We start from the raw sequence: 15,260 nt of genomic DNA on the forward strand, positions 1-15,260 counted from the left end.
TCCGCCATTCGTGTCTATTCGTGTTCATTCGTGGTTTCCTGCTCTGCGGCTGGATTTTTGGAAATTTAGCGCTACGGTGCGACTTCAGGTCATGGCCGCCTCTCCGTCGAACAATCCCCAGCCCGCCTCGGCTGGCAAATCATCTCCGCGCTTCGAGCTCGTCACGCTCGGCGACGAGTTGCTCCTCGGGCTGACGGCCAATTCCCACCTCACGTGGATCGGCGCACAGCTCGGCCGGCGCGGCGTGCAGCTCGACCGCAATGTCACCATTTCCGACGACGCCGACACGATCGCGCGGCAGTTCCGCGAGAGCTGGGCGCGGGCCGACGTGATCATCACCACCGGCGGACTCGGGCCCACGTGCGACGACCGCACGCGTGAGGTCGTGGCGGAAGTGCTCGGGCAGGAGCTCGTGTTCGATCCCGCGCTCATGGCGGCGATCGAGGACCGGTTCGCAAAATTCAACCGCACCTGCACGCCCAACAACCGCAAGCAGGCGTTCCGTTTCTCGCGCGGCGAAGTTTTCCCGAATCCCAACGGCACCGCGCCGGGCCTCTGGGCGCAGCAGGATGGCAAGGTGCTCGTCATGCTGCCCGGCCCGCCGAACGAGTTGCAGCCGATGTTCACCGATCAGGTGTTGCCGCTGCTGGCGCGGCTCGGCCTCGTTTCGGAAACCGAGTCCTACGTCCAGATCCGCACGGCTGGCGTGGGCGAATCGATGCTCGAGACGCGCTTCCAGCCGATCTTCGATCGGTTTCCCGGGCTCGGCATCGCGTATTGCGCGCATCAATGGCAGGTCGATTGCCGCGTGAGCTCGCCGGACGGCCAATACACGCGCGCGACGCTCCAGGCCATCGCCGACGAGTGCGCCGCGCTGCTCGGCGACGACTTCGTGTGCTTCGGCCACGACTCGCTCGCGAAGGTCGCGGCCGATCACTTGCGCCAAAGCGGGCGCACGCTCGCGGTGGCCGAGTCGTGCACCGGCGGGTTGCTCTCCAACAGTTTCACGGACGTGTGCGGCGCCTCGAAGTTCTTCATGGGCGGCATCGTCGGCTACAGCAACGACGCGAAGATGCTGCTGCTCGACTGTCCCGAGTGCCTGCTCTCGCAACATGGCGCGGTCAGCGCCGAGTGCGCGGTGGCGATGGCGTGCGGCGTGGCGGAGCAGCTCAGCGCCGATTACGGCCTGGCGATCACGGGCTACGCCGGCCCGACGAACAGCGGCAAATGCTGCGACGACAATGGCGTGGGCACGATCTACATCGGCCTGCATTCGCCGGCCGGAGACTGGTCGAAAAAACTCAGCTATCCCGGCCAGCGCCCCGCGGTGAAGCAGCGCGCGGTCACGGCCGCGATCGACTGGTTGCGCCGCGAGATCGTCCGCGAAGCGCGGCGCGCGGCGAATCCGTTGGCGAACTGACGCCGTGAAAGCAGGGCGCGGCGTGGCTGAATAACAGCTGCGTGATTTCGCCGGCCACGGCTGTCTCCCGGGCGCGGGCCAGCCAATATCCATGAAAGTAGCTGCATATCTCGCCACGTTGTTCGTGCGCCTGCTCGGCATTTATCTGTTGTTCTCTTCCGGGGCCGATCTGCTGCGGTTGATCAGCGGCGGGGCGGGCGGGGCCGTGAACGGCCAACTGGCGGTCGTGCCGGTGCTCCGGATGGGCGTCGGATTCGTCGCCTTCGTGATCGCGGGTCGCATCGTGCGGCTCTTCACCGCCGACGCGCCGCTGGGCAACGACTGAGCCTGCGCTTGCCAGCGGGCGGGGCGGGCGTTGTGTGTTGGGCGATGCCCGGCGCCAAATCCTTCGTCTTCATCTGCGGTCCCGACGACTTCCTCGTCGGCCGGCTGGGCAAGGAACGCTTCGAGGCCATGGCGCAGGAGGCGGGCGCGGACGATTTTTCGCGCGAGATCCTGAGCGGCTTCGCCAACAACGTCGATGAGGTCGAGACGGCGGTGAACCGCTTCCGCGATTCCGTGCAGACGGTCGCGATGTTCGGCGGCAAGCGCGTGGTGTGGTTCAAGGACGTGAACTTCCTAGCTGACACCGTCACCGGTCGCGCCGAAGGCACGCTCCGGCAGGTCGAGGCGCTCCAGGAAATCCTCGAGAAGGTGAACCCCGAGGAGGTCGGCGTGATCGTCACCGCCGCGCCGCTCGACCGCCGCCGCAGTTTCCCGAAATGGTGCGAGTCGCACGCCGACTTCGAACTCGTCGGCGGCGATGCTGACAGCGCGGCCGAGGGCCTCGCGGGCGTGGCGCTGGCCGAGGCGCGCGCGATCGGCGCCAGCTTCGGTGACGGTGCCGTGGAGTTGTTGCTCACCAAAGTCGGCGCCAACACGCGCCTCATCACCGAGGAAGTGCGCAAGCTCGCCACCTTCGCCGGCGAGGGTGCGGCGATCGAGGAGGCGCACGTGGCCGATCTCACGCCCAACGTCGCCGAGGGCGACTTCTTCGAGGCGGCGGATCGGTTCTTCGCGGCCGATTTGCGCGGGACGCTCGATGCGTTGCAGCGGCACTTCTTCGCTGGCGGCGACTCGCGGCCGCTCATCTCGTCGCTCCAGAACCGCAATCGCATCCTGATCCAAGCGCGAGTGCTGATCGACGCGGGTGAGCTGAAGCCACCGTCGGAGCGGTTCGGTTTCGACAAGTCGGCGTGGGCGCGCGCGCAGGGCGTCTACTCGGCGCGCTTCGGCGGCGATGCGGAGAAGAGCTCGTTCAATCTCTTCACCCAGAACCAATGGTATGCCGGCAAGCTCGTCGGCGGCGCGAAGCTCCCGACGTTGCGCCGCCTGATCGACAACCAGCAGGAATTCATCCGCGCGTTCGAGGAGATCATCCGCCGGCCAAACGAGCAGGAGACCGTGATGCGCGAGATGGTCGTGCGCTGCCTCGGCGCGTGATTTATCCGAGTAGGCAGCGGGCTTGCACGCGCCCAACCGAGCTCCGCTGCGGAAAAATGGCGCGAGCAAGCTCGCTGCCTACCCGGATCGCAACCTGTAGCCGGGGTCGCCGACCCCGGCGAAAAGACGCTCGCCGACCGGAACGGCTCCAACCGGCCGGGCTCAGCGAGTCCGGCTGCAGTTTTGGAACGCGTCCCGCGACATGACAGGGGCGCGGCTTGCGGCGCAAGCGGGCGGGCTGACACGGTCGCGGCATCATGTCGCTCCCCACCGAGTTCTCCGGCGTCACGGTTCACACGAAGGCCAACGTCTATTTCGACGGCAAGGTCGTCAGCCACACCGTGCTGCTGCCGGGCGGCGCGAAGAAGACGCTCGGGCTGATTTATCAGGGCTCGTATCATTTCGGCACCGGTGCGCCGGAGCGCATGGAGATCGTCGCGGGTGGTTGCCGCGTGCAGCTCGACGGGGGCAAGGATTGGCAGGACTACGCGGCCGGCACATTTTTCGATGTCCCGGGCAAGTCGGGCTTCACCATCGAGGTGAAGAGCGGGCTTTGCGAATACATCTGCTCGTTTCTCTGAGCGCACGACAGTGAGATCGGATGGGTGGGCACCGACGTCTCGGCGGCGCCATGCCTGCGGCGCAGATTTGTCGCCGTCGGGGACGCCGGCGACCACCGGTTCACGACGCGTCCGCGCGCTGACAGGTTTTCCGCTGGCAACGTTCCCCGGCCGTCCGTAACCGTTGGCGCCTCCCATGTCCGACGCCGCTTCGCCCTCTCCTGCCTCCATCCCGAACGTCCTCGCTGAGCGCTACGCGTCGCCGGCGATGAAGGAAATCTGGTCGGCGCACGGCCGCATCCTGCTCGAACGCGACTACTGGATCGCAGTGATGAAGGCGCAGCGCGACCTCGGCGTCGCGATCCCGACCGAGGCGATCCGCGACTACGAGCGCGTGAAAGGCGACGTGAATCTCGCGCGCATCGCCGAGCGCGAGCGCACGACGCTCCACGACGTGAAGGCGCGCATCGAGGAGTTTTCCGATTTGGCGAAACGCCAGTTCATTCACCTCGGCCTCACGAGCCGCGACCTCACGGAAAACGTCGAGCAGCTCCAAGTGGCGCGGGCGCTCGAACTCGTCCGTTTCAAGGCCGTCGCCGCCCTCCACCTGCTCGCCACCCGCGCCACGGAAATGCGCGACGTGATGATCACCGGTCGCACGCACAACGTGCCGGCGCAGCCCACGACGCTCGGCAAACGCCTGGCGATGTTCGGGCAGGAATTGCTCATCGCCCACGCGCGACTCGAGGACCTCATCGCGCGCTATCCGGTGCGCGGCCTGAAGGGCGCCGTCGGCACGCAGCTCGACCAACTCACGTTGCTCGGCGGCGACGCCGCGAAGGTCGACCAGCTCGAGGCGCGCGTCGTGAAACATCTCGGTTTCAAGGCCTCGCTCGGCGCGGTCGGACAAGTTTACCCGCGGTCGTTGGATTTCGACGTCGTGAGCGCGCTGCACCAAGTCGGCGCGGCGGCCGCGAGCTGTTGCACGACGCTGCGCCTCATGGCCGGCGCCGGCCTGCTCACCGAGGGTTTCCAGGAAGGCCAGGTCGGCTCCTCGGCGATGCCGCACAAGGTCAACGCCCGCAATTGCGAGCGTGTCTGTGGTTTTTCGACGATCCTCAGCGGCTACGTCACGATGACGGCGAGCCTCTCCGGCCACCAGTGGAACGAGGGCGACGTGTCGTGCTCCGTCGTGCGCCGCGTGGCGTTGCCGGATGCGTTCTACGCGATCGACGGGCTGTTCGAAACCTACCTGACGATTCTGCGGCAGATGGAGATTTTCCCCGCGGCGATCGCCGCCGAGAACGAGCGCAACCTGCCGTTCCTCGCCACGACGACGATCCTGATGGAGGCGGTGAAGAACGGCGCCGGCCGCGAGACCGCGCACGAGGCGATCAAGCTCCACGCCCTCGCCGCCGCCAAGGCGCTCCGCTCCGGCGGCAACGCCGATCTGCTCTCGCTCCTCGCCGCCGACAAGAAGGTCGGCCTCGGCAAGAAGAAGCTCCAGGAAATCCTCGCGCAAAGCAGCCGCTTCGTCGGCGCCGCGCCGCACCAAGTCGACGAATTCGTCGCCACCGTGAAGCCGCTCGCGAAGGCGGCGAAAGGCGCGGCCGATTACCGGCCCGGCAAACTGCTCTGAGCTGGCGCCGGGGTGCCCGTGGGTCAGCGTGCTTGCGCGCGCCGGTCCGAACGAGGCGCGCGCAAGCACGCTGACCACAGGAGTTGGGAGAGAGGCTGTAGGGCCCCGCCTTGCGTGAGGCCCTGGCGGCGAACGAGGCGCGTGCCGCCTTCGGCCGGTAGGCTCGACACGAGGTCGAGCCCTACAGGTTCCCTGTCCCCGCCGCGGCTACGCTGCGCTTCTGCACGGCGCGGCACGGCGCGTTTCCCCGAGACGACCTGGCGTTTTTACTATTTCCCGGCGCGGTGGGAGAATTGGTTTGCCAGTGCTCGCGGCCCGACCTTTTTTGGACCCTCTTTCCGTTTCTTTAACAGCTTTAACTCCACACAACCATGGCAGAACTCGCAGGCAACTGTCTCATCGGCCAATCCGGCGGCCCGACCGCGGTCGTTAACGCGACCATCGCCGGCATCGTTTCCGAGGCCCTCAATCACGGCAACATCGAGGAAGTCTACGGCGCGCTCAACGGCGTCGCGGGCCTCCTCCAGGAGGACCTCGTCGACCTCGCGGCCGAATCCCAACAGGCGATCCGCGGCCTGCGTTACACGCCCGGCGCCGCGCTGGGCAGCTGCCGCACGAAGCTGAAGAAGGACACGGAAGTCGCCCGCGCGCTCGAAGTCCTCAAGGCGCACAACATCCGTTACTATTTCCACATCGGCGACGGCGACTCCCAGGAGTCCGCCGCCAAGATCGCCGAGGCCGCCCGCGCCGCGAACTACGACCTCAACGTCATCGGCGTGCCGAAGACGATCGACAACGACGTCCCGACGACCGACCACTGCCCCGGCTACGGCAGCGCCGCGAAGTTCATCGCCACGACCGTGCGCGAACTCTCGATCGACGCCGACGCCACCGCGCAGAACGACATCGTCACCGTCGTCGAAGTCATGGGCCGCAACACCGGCTGGCTCGCCGCCGCCGCCACGCTGGCCAAGCGCCGCGATCACCCGAACGACCCGCCGCACCTCGTCTACGTGCCCGAAGTCGCGTTCGACTCCGCCAAGTTCGCCGATGACGTCCGCCGCATTCTCAAGCGCGAGAAGCACTGCGTGATCGTCGTGGGCGAAGGCCTCGTCGACAAGGACGGCAACTACGTCGCCGTCGAGTCCGGCGATGCCACCACCGCCGCGCAATTCGGCGGCGTGGGCGATTACCTCAAGGAGATCGTCGAGTCGCAGGTCGGCGCGAAGGTCCGCCTCACCCGCCTCGGCGTCACCCAGCGCGCCGCTGCCCACCTCGCCTCGAAGACGGACGCCGATGAGGCGTTCCTCGCCGGCCAGGCCGCGGTCAAGGCCGCTATCGACGGCGAGAGCGAGAAAATGATCACGCTCGTCCGTGGCGACACCGACACCTACACCTGCGAGACGGGCCTCGTGGCGTTCGCCGATCTGGCGGGCAACACCAAGAAGCTCCCGCGCGAGTGGATCAACGAGGACGGCGTCAGCCTGAACTTCCAGTTCTACCGCTACGCCACGCCGCTGATTCAGGGCGAAGTCACGGTGCCGTATGAAAACGGCATCCCGTCCTACATCCGCCTGCACGGCGAGCGCGTCGACAAGCAGCTCAGCGCGTTCGAAGGCTGATCAGGCGCTAGCGCGAAAATTTCGAGCCGGTCGCAAGACCGGCTCTTTTTGTTTCGGCATTCTCCTGGAGGGCGCGGCTGCTGCCGCGCCGAGTGGGGACTGGAATCCAGTGACGTTCGCGGCGCGGCGGTAGCCGCGCCCTCCCGCGCGATGGCGGTCGACGACGGCGCGCCGGGACGGTCCGACGCGCGGCCGCCAATCGCGGTTCACGCCTTCGGCGCGAACGCGGCGGCGTCTTTTTTGTCGTCGGCCTTCTTCTCGGCGTCGAAGTCGGGCTTTTCGAGGGCGGGTTTGCCGCCGATGTAGCGGCTGAGCCAGCTCTGCATTTCCCAGTGCCAGTAGATCGCGTTCTGCGGTTTGAGCACCCAGTGGTTTTCGTCCGGAAATACGACCAGTCGCGACGGCACGCCCATCGCCTGCAACACGCCGTAGAGCTCGAGGCCGTTGCCGTAGGGGACGCGGTAATCCATCTCGCCGTGCAGCACGAGTGTCGGAGTCTTGAAGTTCTTCGCGTAGAACATCGGGTTCTCGCGCTGCAGGCCTTCGACGTTGTCCCACGGCTTGCCGCCCATGACTTCGGGGAAGCCATGCGGGACGTCCGTGGCGTATTGGGCGTAGCTGCTGTTCACGCCGGCGTGATCGATGATGGCTTTGAAACGATCCGTGTGACCGAGCACCCACGCGGCCATGTAGCCGCCGTAGCTGGCGCCGGCGGCGGCGAGGCGCTGCGGATCGAGGTTCTTGAAGCGATCGAGCAGGTAGTCGGTCGAGCGCATGATGTCCTCGAACGGCATGTCGCCCCACTGGTTCAGGATGCTGCGGGAAAACTCCTCACCGAAGCCGGTCGAGCCGTGGCGGTTCACCCAGGTGACGACGTAGCCGGGTGCGGCGAATACGTGCGTGTTCCAGCGATAGCTCCAGCTGTCGCGGCACATCGTGTGCGGGCCGCCGTGCATGAGCTGCACGAGCGGGTATTTCTTCGCGGCGTCGTAGCCGGGAGGGAACACGAGCCAGCCCTGGATCTCGAGGCCGCCGGCGCCGGCGAACGTGTAGCTTTCCACCTTGCCGAGATCGAGCTGCGCCATGAACGCGTCGTTCACGTGCGTGAGCTGGCGGGTCTGGCCGGTCGCTGCGTCGAGGACGAAGAGCTCGTTCGGGCGCGAGGTGGTGTCGTTGAGGAAAACGACCGTGCCGCCATCGACGCGCACGCTCGACGAGGTGCCGGCGCGATACACGGCGGTGAGGCCCGAGCCGTCGGCGTTGGCCTTGAAGATCGGCACGACGCCCTTGTCCTCGGCGGCGAACCAGAGCGTGCGGCCGTCGGCGGAGAATTCCACCTCGTCGATCGAGTAGTCGAGCGCGTCGGTGACCGATACGTTCTTGCCGCTCGCGAGGTCGTGGCGCCAGAGCTTCTGGAATTCGCCGGAGTAATACGGCGTCTCGGTGCGGACGAAGTAGACGCTCTTGCCGTCGGGTGCCCACTTGGGCGATTCGTCACCGCCCTTGTTTTCGGGCGTGATGTTCTGCATCGCGCCGGAGCCGTCGGTCGGCACGAGGTAGATGTCCTGGTTCGGGAAATCGCGGTAGGGCGGCGGCGTGCTGTTGAAGTCCAGCGCGATGGTCTTGCCGTCGGGCGCGATGTCGAAATGCACTTCGCCGCTGCTGCTGAAGAGTCGGTCGACCTTCGGCGTGAGGTCCTGGATCGTCTTGGTCGCGACGTCGACGAGCACGAGGTGCGTCGCGGCGCTGTCGACGAGGTAGTGGTCGAAGTAGCGGTAGACGCGGTTCTCGGTGACTTTCGCGGTCATCTTCGAGTCTTTGCGGCGTTTCAGTTCCTTCTTCATCGCGGCGAGGTCGTCCTTGCCGAGTTTGCCGACGAGTTCGGGGATCACGGTCGTCGCCACCACGACGCCGCGGCCATCGGGCATCCATTTGGGGTTTGAGACGGAGCCGGGCAACTCGAGCACCTTCTCCGCCTCGCCGCCGCCGAAGGGGATGACGTAGAGCGATGCGGCCTCGTCGTCACCGCGTTTCGACGTGAAGGCGATGCGCGTGCCGTCCGGGCTCCACACTGGCGAGCCGTCACCGGCGGCGGCCGTGGTCAGGCGTCGCACGGCGCCGCTCGCCACGTCGACCGCCCACAGGTTGCTCGTGGGCTTGTTCTTCTCGATAGACCATTCCTGCTGCGTGAACACGACGGTCTTGCCGTCGGGCGAAAGGGCGGGACTGCCGAGGCGTTTGATGGCCCAGAGGTCCTGCGGCGTGATCGGGCGCTTGTCGGCCGCGACGGCGGCCACAGCGAGCACCACGGTGACGAACAACGCGACAACGCGAGGAGTTTTCATTCTGGCGCGAGCAAACCGAACGCCGCGCGCGAGTCAAAGCCGTGTCCGCCCGATGCGACGAACGACGCATCCGCCTCCACGAAAGAGGCGGATTCAGCGATACTCGACCCAGTCGGCCGACGAATACTGTTCGATCAGCCCGGAGACCTCGTCCTCGTTCAGCTCCGGCCAGGGCGTTTCGACGGCTGCGGCGGCGAGCGCGCGGCCTAATCGGGCGACGAAGCGCGCGCCGAAATCATCCCAATCAAGAGCGCCGACGCTGCCTTTTTCGATCGAGCCCTGAAAGAGCAGGCCGTGCTTGTTGCGCTTCTGCGCGGCGCCGGCGACCTTGGCGCCGGTGCGGGAGTTCACGACGTCGAACAACTCTGCGCGCTGGAAGCACACACCGGGGCCGGGCGGACAATCCGCGCCTTCCGGCGGCGGTTCGCAGACGGCCTTGAGTTCCACCGGTTGACCGAGCTCGACCAGCGACTCGGTCAGGCACTCGTGGACCACGCGGTAGGACTGCGTGGCGCGCGCCTCCTCCAGCGGATGGCCGCGCGGGATCACGAGCGCGTAGGTCCAGTCGTTGCGATGGTCGACGATGCCGCCGCCCGTCGGCCGTCGGCAAATATCGGCGGGCAAATCGGCGGCGAGTTTCTCGCGCACGAAGGCGATTTTCTGGCTGAAACCGAAGGTGAACGCCGGCCCGCGCCATTCGTAGTGCCGGAAGCGCGCGGCGGCGGCGTCCGGGTAGCGTTGCAGCAGCAGGAAATCGATCGCCATGTTCTCGGCGGCACCCGCGGTGCGGACGGGCAGGACGTGAAGGGGCGAAACGGTGCTCATGGACTGACCACATTTAGGCGTCGCCGCGCGCGTGTCCAATCGACGTTTAGCCCTGGCCGAAGCCGCGCCACCACGGCGGCAACACCAGTCGCTCCACGGCCGCGGCGAACCGCTCGGGCTTCACGCGCAACGCGCGGTCGAGCGGCGCCAGGTCCAGCGTGAGGTCGCGTGGGCGCGTCGCGGTGAATTGCGGCATCGCCGCGCGCGAAGTCGCCGATATCCAGTCCGTCGGAAAACCGAAGCGGGCGCAGATCGCGCGGCCCATTTCCCAGCGCGAGACCGGGTCCGCGCCTGTCCAATGCAGCACGCCGGCGAGGTCGGGCCGCGCGGCGAGTTCGAGCAGCGCCGCGGCGACGTTCTCCGCGCTGCACACGGCGCGAATCTCGTCGGTGAAGAGCGCCATGGTTTTCCCGGCCGCCCAGGCTTCGAGGAACTTTTCGTGCACGCTGCGCCGGCCGCCGAGGCTGTTGCCGAACATCAGCGGCACGCGCACCACGGCTGCGTGCGGATCGGCGGCGAGCACGCGTTGTTCCGATGCGAGTTTCTGCCGGCCGTAGCGGTGAAGTGGATTGACCGGCGAGGCGAGGGAGTAGGGCGGGTTCGCGCCGTCGAAGACCTGCTCGGTCGACACATGCACGCAGCGGGCACCGACTTCGCGCGCGACCTCGGCGAATGCGGCCGGGAGATCGACGTTCACGCGTTGCGCGAGTTCGGGCGCGGCTTCGCACGCCGCGGATTCGGCGATGGCGGCGCAGTTCACGATGGCGTCGGGTCGGGTTTCGCGGGCGAGTGCGGCCACGGTTTCCGGTTGTGAGAGATCGAGGGAAACCTGCCGCGCGACGCCGGGCACCGCGGCGGGCCAGCGGCCGACGATGCCGATCACCTCATCGCCTTGTGCCGCGGCGGCACGGGCGAGGGCGGCGCCGAGCAGGCCGGACGCGCCCGTCAGCAGCAGCTTCATCGCGTGTCGAGCAGCCCGCGGACGGAGCGGAGCAGCGTGCTCAGCGCAAAAGGCTTCGGCAGATGCGCGAACGAGCGCGGCGGAAAATCGCGCAACGCCGAGGCGGGCGAGTCGACCGACACGGCAAGGACGCGCAGGCGCGGGCATTTCCCGGCGAGCAACTGGATGAATTTCGCCGCGTCGGCCACGCCGGCGTCGATGAGCAGCAGATGCGGCGCGGGACCCTTGCCGACGCTGCCGAGGGCGAGGGCTACGGTCGCGAATTCCTGCACCTTGTAGCCGTCGACAGCGAGGATGCCGCTGACCATTTTGCGCAGGACTTCATCCTCTTCGACGAGCCAGAGCGTCTCGGAGCCGCGTGCGCCGGGCAGCGCGGGGATCATCGTGCTGTAGACCTGCTCGGGCTCGGGCGTCTCGGGGAGCAGGACCTCGAAGGTCGTGCCGGCGCCCGGTTTGCTGCGGACGGTGATGCGGCCCTCGCAGCTTTTCACGACGGCGAAGGCCATCGGCAGGCCAAGGCCGGTGCCGTGGGGCTTGGTGGTGAAAAACGGTTCCCACATCCGCGCGAGCGTCGCCTCGTCCATGCCGGTGCCGGTGTCGGAGACCTGCAGCATCACGTAATCGCCGGCGCGCAGGTCCGCGGTGGCCGCCGCTTGTTTGTGGTTGGCGGTGCGGACGGTGAGCTTGCCGCCGTGCGGCATGGCGTCGCGGGCGTTGAAACAGAGGTTGAGCAGCACCTGCTGGAACTGCGTCGGATCGATACGCGTGTTGCCGAGGTCGGAGGCGAGACGCATCTCGACCTTCACCGCCTCGCCCACGACGCGGCGGAGAATGTCGGCGATCTCGCGGATGAGCGTGTTCGGGTTGACGACGCGGGCCTCGGTTTCCTGACGCCGGCTGAACTCGAGGATCTGGCGGGCGAGCCGCGCGGCTTTTTGCCCGGCGCGGTGGATTTCCTCGAGGTCCTTCTGCGCGGCGGGGAGACCGGCGAGCTTGGCGCTCATGATCTCGCAGTAGCCGTTGATGATCGAGAGGAGGTTGTTGAAGTCGTGGGCAACGCCGCCGGTGAGCTGGCCGACGGTGTCGAGTTTCTGCGAGTGAAACATCGCTTCCTGCAGGCGGCGCACTTCGGAGAGGTCGCGAAATACGGCGACGAGCAGGCCGTCGCCCAGCGAGGAAAAATTCCAACCGGCAAAGAACGCGCTGCCGTCCTTGCGATGCAGCCAACCCTCGCCCGCGAGCAGGCGCTCCGCGGCGGCGCGGCCGGCGCGGGGCGTGAGCACCTCGGTCTTCGGGCCGTGCAACAGGCGGGTGTTGCGGCCGACGAGTTCGGCGACGCTGTAGCCGCAGAGCGCGGCGAAGCGGGCGTTGGCGGCGAGAATCTCGACGCCGGCCGCGTCCCATTTGTCGCGCGTGATTAGCGCGGCCTCGGGGAGCGACTCGAGCAACGCCACGGCGGCCGGGGCGGGGCCGGCGGCTAGGGGCGCAACGGGAGTGGGCTTGCGGGCGGGCATGGGGCGCTCGTCGACGCATCGTGGGATTGCGCCGCGGGCGATGTCAAAGCCTGCGTGTCGGACGGGCGATTTGGGCCGCGCGATGCCGCGGGTGAAACGTTCTAGCTTTCCCTCGTCGCGACGGGCGGAAATAAACGCAAGCCATGTTGCCCGAGTTGACCGCCGCCCACTACGCGCTGCTTTTCGCCGCCGGCTTGGTGGCGGGCACGGTGGACGCGATCGCGGGTGGAGGCGGGCTGATCACGCTGCCGGCGATGCTGGGCGTCGGGTTGCCGCCGGCGCTGGCGCTGGGCAGCAACAAGCTCGGCTCGGTTTTCGGCACGGCGTCGGCGACGTGGAGCTTTGCGCGGCAGGGCGCGGTGGATTTGCGCGAGTGCGGGCGCGGTGTCGCGTTCACGGCCATCGGCGCCGTCGCGGGAGCGTTTGCGGTGCGATTGCTGGACCCGGCGCTGCTCGGGAAAGCGATTCCCTGGCTGCTGGCGGCGATCGTGATCTACATGGTTTTCCGGCCGCAACTCGGCGAAACCGATCGCCATCACCGGATGGAAACGTCGGCGTTCTATGCGGTGTTCGGGTTGGGTTTCGGTTTCTACGACGGATTTTTCGGGCCGGGCGTCGGCTCGTTCTGGACCATCGCGTTCGTGATGGTTCTCGGGCACAACTTCGTGAAGGCGGCGGCGCACACGAAGGTGATGAATCTCGCGAGCAACGCGGCGGCGCTGGCGTTTTTCGCCGCGGCGGGCGCGGTGGTGCCCGGCCCGGGACTCGCGATCGGAGCGGGGCAGCTCATCGGCGCGCGGTTGGGCGCGCACTTGGCGATGACGCGCGGCGCGCGGTTCGTGCGGCCGATCTTCCTCGTGATGGCGACGCTGACGATCGCGAAGCTGATTTATCAGCACTACGTGAAATGAGCGGGCAGAGCGCGAACTCCGCGCCGTCCGCCTCCTCGCGCGAAGTTGCGGGCGAGCTCGCGGCCACGGCAAACGCCTGAGGCGGCGAACGGACTCGCCGCCCGGCCTTGCGAGCGTTTGCGCTCCGCAGCGCGCGTCGTATCGTCGCTCGCATGAAAGCCGTCCAGATCACCGCGATCAAACAGCCCGTCTCGCTCCACGATGTGCCCGCGCCGGTCGCGGCCGCCGGCTGCGCTGTGGTGCAGCTGAAGGCGGCGGCGTTGAACCACCGCGACGTTTTCATCCAGCAAGGGCTGTATCCCGGCATCAAGCTGCCGATCACGCCCGGCTCGGACGGCGCGGGCGTCGTCACCGCGGTCGGCAGCGACGGGGACGCAGCGTGGATCGGGCGCGAAGTGATCATCAATCCGGCGTTGGACTGGGGCGCGGATCCACGCGCGCAGGGGTCGGCGTTTCGCATCCTCGGCATGCCTGATGCCGGCACGTTCGCGGAACAGATCGCGGTGCCGGTGGCGAACCTCGCGACGAAGCCCGCGCACCTCACGTGGGAGCAGGCCGCCGCGTTGCCGCTGGCGGGGTTGACGGCGTGGCGCGCGGTGTTCACGCGCGCGCAGTTGAAGGCCGGCGAACGCGTGCTCGTGACCGGCATCGGCGGCGGCGCGGCGCTCTTCGCGTTGCAATTCGCACGCGCGGCGGGCGCGGAGGTGTGGGTGACGTCGAGTTCGCCGGAGAAAATCGCGCGGGCGAAATCCCTCGGTGCGCTGGGAGGCGTGAACTACCGCGACGCGGACTGGAGCGAACAACTCTTGCGGGCGGCAGGCGGCGCGTTCGACGTGATCGTCGACAGCGCGGGCGGCGACGGTTTCACCAAACTCATCGACTGCACGAAGCCGGGCGGGCGCATCGCGTTTTTCGGGGCGACGGCGGGCAATCCGAAGTTGTTCGAGATGCGGAAAAGTTTCTTCCGGCAAATCAACGTGCTGGGCACGACGATGGGTTCGCCGGTCGATTTCGCCGGGATGGCGACGCTGGTCGCGGCGGCGAAGATCGTGCCGACGGTCGATCGCGTCTTCGCGCTGGGCGAGGCCGAGCTGGCGTTGCGGCACATGGAGGCGGCGGCGCAGTTCGGAAAGATCGTGCTGAAAATCTGAGCGGTCGGTCGCGGCACCGGCTCACAGCGGCGCGTCTTTTCCGTCGCCGCGTCCGAATCCCGCGCGGATGGCCCAGTGGATCAGCTGAGGCGTGCTGTGCACGCCGATCTTGGTCATCACGTGCTGGCGGTGGGATTTCACCGTGAGGGTGCTGAGGCCGATCCGCTGTGCGATCTCGGCGTCGCCGAGGCCGCTGGCGAAATGGTGCATCAGGTCGATTTCGCGGCTGGAGAGGATTTTGAAAAACGCGCTCGGGTCGGCGCGAAGCTCCGACCACGCTTGGCGCACGTCGGCGGGGTAGTATTTGTTGCCCTGCGCGAGGGCGGTGAGAGCGGCGAGCAGGTGGGCCTGGATCTCGCCGCTCTTCCAGAGGAAGCCGTGCACGCGCTCGTCGCGCGAGCGGAACAGCGCCCACGCGTCGTGGCGCACCGAGAGGATCAGGATTTTCGGCGGCCGCGGGCGAAGCTTGGCGAGCTGTTCGAGCAGGACGAGGCCATCGATGTCGGGCAGGCGCAGGTCGAGGAGCACGACGTCCGGGCGGCGCAGCTGGGCGAGGGCGAGTCCGCCCGCGCCGTCGACGGCGGCCTCGAGCGAGCCGATTTCCGGTCGATCACGCAGCGTGGCGGCGCAAAAATCCCGCCACAGCGGGTCGTCTTCGATCTGGAGAATGGATAGGGCCGAACACATGCGTGGTTTGGCCCGGGCGGGACTGTTTCGGGGTTGGCTGGAAAATTCAAGCGCAAGGCACGGCGAAATCGCGCCGCGGGTGAGGGTGACCGCACGGAACGGCGCGGCCGCGTCTTGCTGGAAACTTCGCGGAGGTTTCCAAG

General features: G+C 67.5%; 13 protein-coding genes. 8 read left to right on the forward strand and 5 right to left on the reverse strand.

Annotated elements, in window-relative coordinates:
• Positions 1 to 91: 91 nt before the first annotated feature.
• The 6 genes from KF715_12485 (at position 92) to KF715_12510 (ending at position 6,723) form a co-directional block, all read left to right on the forward strand.
• Complete coding sequence (locus KF715_12485; protein ID MBX3737506.1) at positions 92 to 1,420, forward strand: CinA family nicotinamide mononucleotide deamidase-related protein; 1,329 nt, start codon at positions 92 to 94, stop codon at positions 1,418 to 1,420.
• A 91-nt stretch (positions 1,421 to 1,511) separates the two neighbouring features.
• Positions 1,512 to 1,745, forward strand: a complete 234-nt coding sequence (locus KF715_12490; GenBank protein MBX3737507.1) for a hypothetical protein — start codon at positions 1,512 to 1,514, stop codon at positions 1,743 to 1,745.
• 44 nt (positions 1,746 to 1,789) lie between these two features.
• Positions 1,790 to 2,902 carry a DNA polymerase III subunit delta gene (locus KF715_12495; protein ID MBX3737508.1) on the forward strand — a complete coding sequence of 371 codons (1,113 nt, stop codon included), beginning with the start codon at positions 1,790 to 1,792 and terminating at the stop codon, positions 2,900 to 2,902.
• A 254-nt stretch (positions 2,903 to 3,156) separates the two neighbouring features.
• Positions 3,157 to 3,483, forward strand: coding sequence for a pyrimidine/purine nucleoside phosphorylase (locus KF715_12500; GenBank protein MBX3737509.1), 327 nt, complete (start codon positions 3,157 to 3,159; stop codon positions 3,481 to 3,483).
• Positions 3,484 to 3,658: 175 nt separating this feature from the next.
• Positions 3,659 to 5,101, forward strand: a complete 1,443-nt coding sequence (locus tag KF715_12505; GenBank protein MBX3737510.1) for an adenylosuccinate lyase — start codon at positions 3,659 to 3,661, stop codon at positions 5,099 to 5,101.
• A gap of 371 nt (positions 5,102 to 5,472) precedes the next feature.
• On the forward strand, positions 5,473 to 6,723 hold the full coding sequence (locus KF715_12510; protein ID MBX3737511.1) for a 6-phosphofructokinase: 1,251 nt from the start codon (positions 5,473 to 5,475) through the stop codon (positions 6,721 to 6,723).
• Between the two features lie 206 nt (positions 6,724 to 6,929).
• Here the strand turns inward: KF715_12510 and KF715_12515 are convergent, their stop codons facing one another.
• The 4 genes from KF715_12515 to KF715_12530 all read right to left on the reverse strand — a co-directional run bounded on the left by KF715_12515 (position 6,930) and on the right by KF715_12530 (position 12,368).
• A complete protein-coding gene (locus KF715_12515; GenBank protein MBX3737512.1) occupies positions 6,930 to 9,068 on the reverse strand; it encodes a S9 family peptidase in 2,139 nt (712 codons plus the stop codon).
• Between the two features lie 93 nt (positions 9,069 to 9,161).
• Complete coding sequence (locus tag KF715_12520; protein MBX3737513.1) at positions 9,162 to 9,893, reverse strand: lipoate--protein ligase family protein; 732 nt, start codon at positions 9,891 to 9,893, stop codon at positions 9,162 to 9,164.
• Positions 9,894 to 9,939: 46 nt separating this feature from the next.
• Positions 9,940 to 10,854 (reverse strand): SDR family oxidoreductase, encoded by a 915-nt coding sequence (locus tag KF715_12525; protein MBX3737514.1) that lies wholly within the window; start codon positions 10,852 to 10,854, stop codon positions 9,940 to 9,942.
• Positions 10,851 to 12,368 carry a PAS domain S-box protein gene (locus KF715_12530; GenBank protein ID MBX3737515.1) on the reverse strand — a complete coding sequence of 506 codons (1,518 nt, stop codon included), beginning with the start codon at positions 12,366 to 12,368 and terminating at the stop codon, positions 10,851 to 10,853. The genes KF715_12525 and KF715_12530 overlap by 4 nt, the downstream gene beginning before the upstream one ends.
• 143 nt (positions 12,369 to 12,511) lie before the next feature.
• On the opposite strand from KF715_12530, the gene KF715_12535 reads away from it, so the two are divergent.
• Entirely contained in the window at positions 12,512 to 13,279 is a 768-nt protein-coding gene (locus KF715_12535; protein ID MBX3737516.1) for a TSUP family transporter, read from the forward strand.
• A 152-nt stretch (positions 13,280 to 13,431) separates the two neighbouring features.
• Entirely contained in the window at positions 13,432 to 14,430 is a 999-nt protein-coding gene (locus KF715_12540; protein MBX3737517.1) for a zinc-binding dehydrogenase, read from the forward strand.
• Positions 14,431 to 14,451: 21 nt separating this feature from the next.
• On the opposite strand, the gene KF715_12545 is transcribed toward KF715_12540, so the two are convergent.
• On the reverse strand, positions 14,452 to 15,117 hold the full coding sequence (locus KF715_12545; protein MBX3737518.1) for a response regulator transcription factor: 666 nt from the start codon (positions 15,115 to 15,117) through the stop codon (positions 14,452 to 14,454).
• Positions 15,118 to 15,260 lie beyond the last annotated feature (143 nt).

This window comes from Candidatus Didemnitutus sp. (assembly GCA_019634575.1).
Taxonomy (GTDB): domain Bacteria; phylum Verrucomicrobiota; class Verrucomicrobiia; order Opitutales; family Opitutaceae; genus Didemnitutus.

What these genes read in the sequence shown, in the direction of transcription:
- KF715_12485 (MBX3737506.1), top strand. Translation starts at nt 92, where the DNA reads ATGGCCGCCTCTCCGTCGAACAATCCCCAGCCCGCCTCGGCTGGCAAA.
- KF715_12490 (MBX3737507.1), top strand. Translation starts at nt 1,512, where the DNA reads ATGAAAGTAGCTGCATATCTCGCCACGTTGTTCGTGCGCCTGCTCGGC.
- KF715_12495 (MBX3737508.1), top strand. Translation starts at nt 1,790, where the DNA reads ATGCCCGGCGCCAAATCCTTCGTCTTCATCTGCGGTCCCGACGACTTC.
- KF715_12505 (MBX3737510.1), top strand. Translation starts at nt 3,659, where the DNA reads ATGTCCGACGCCGCTTCGCCCTCTCCTGCCTCCATCCCGAACGTCCTC.
- KF715_12510 (MBX3737511.1), top strand. Translation starts at nt 5,473, where the DNA reads ATGGCAGAACTCGCAGGCAACTGTCTCATCGGCCAATCCGGCGGCCCG.
- KF715_12515 (MBX3737512.1), bottom strand. Translation starts at nt 9,068, where the DNA reads ATGAAAACTCCTCGCGTTGTCGCGTTGTTCGTCACCGTGGTGCTCGCT.
- KF715_12520 (MBX3737513.1), bottom strand. Translation starts at nt 9,893, where the DNA reads ATGAGCACCGTTTCGCCCCTTCACGTCCTGCCCGTCCGCACCGCGGGT.
- KF715_12525 (MBX3737514.1), bottom strand. Translation starts at nt 10,854, where the DNA reads ATGAAGCTGCTGCTGACGGGCGCGTCCGGCCTGCTCGGCGCCGCCCTC.
- KF715_12530 (MBX3737515.1), bottom strand. Translation starts at nt 12,368, where the DNA reads ATGCCCGCCCGCAAGCCCACTCCCGTTGCGCCCCTAGCCGCCGGCCCC.
- KF715_12535 (MBX3737516.1), top strand. Translation starts at nt 12,512, where the DNA reads ATGTTGCCCGAGTTGACCGCCGCCCACTACGCGCTGCTTTTCGCCGCC.
- KF715_12540 (MBX3737517.1), top strand. Translation starts at nt 13,432, where the DNA reads ATGAAAGCCGTCCAGATCACCGCGATCAAACAGCCCGTCTCGCTCCAC.
- KF715_12545 (MBX3737518.1), bottom strand. Translation starts at nt 15,117, where the DNA reads ATGTGTTCGGCCCTATCCATTCTCCAGATCGAAGACGACCCGCTGTGG.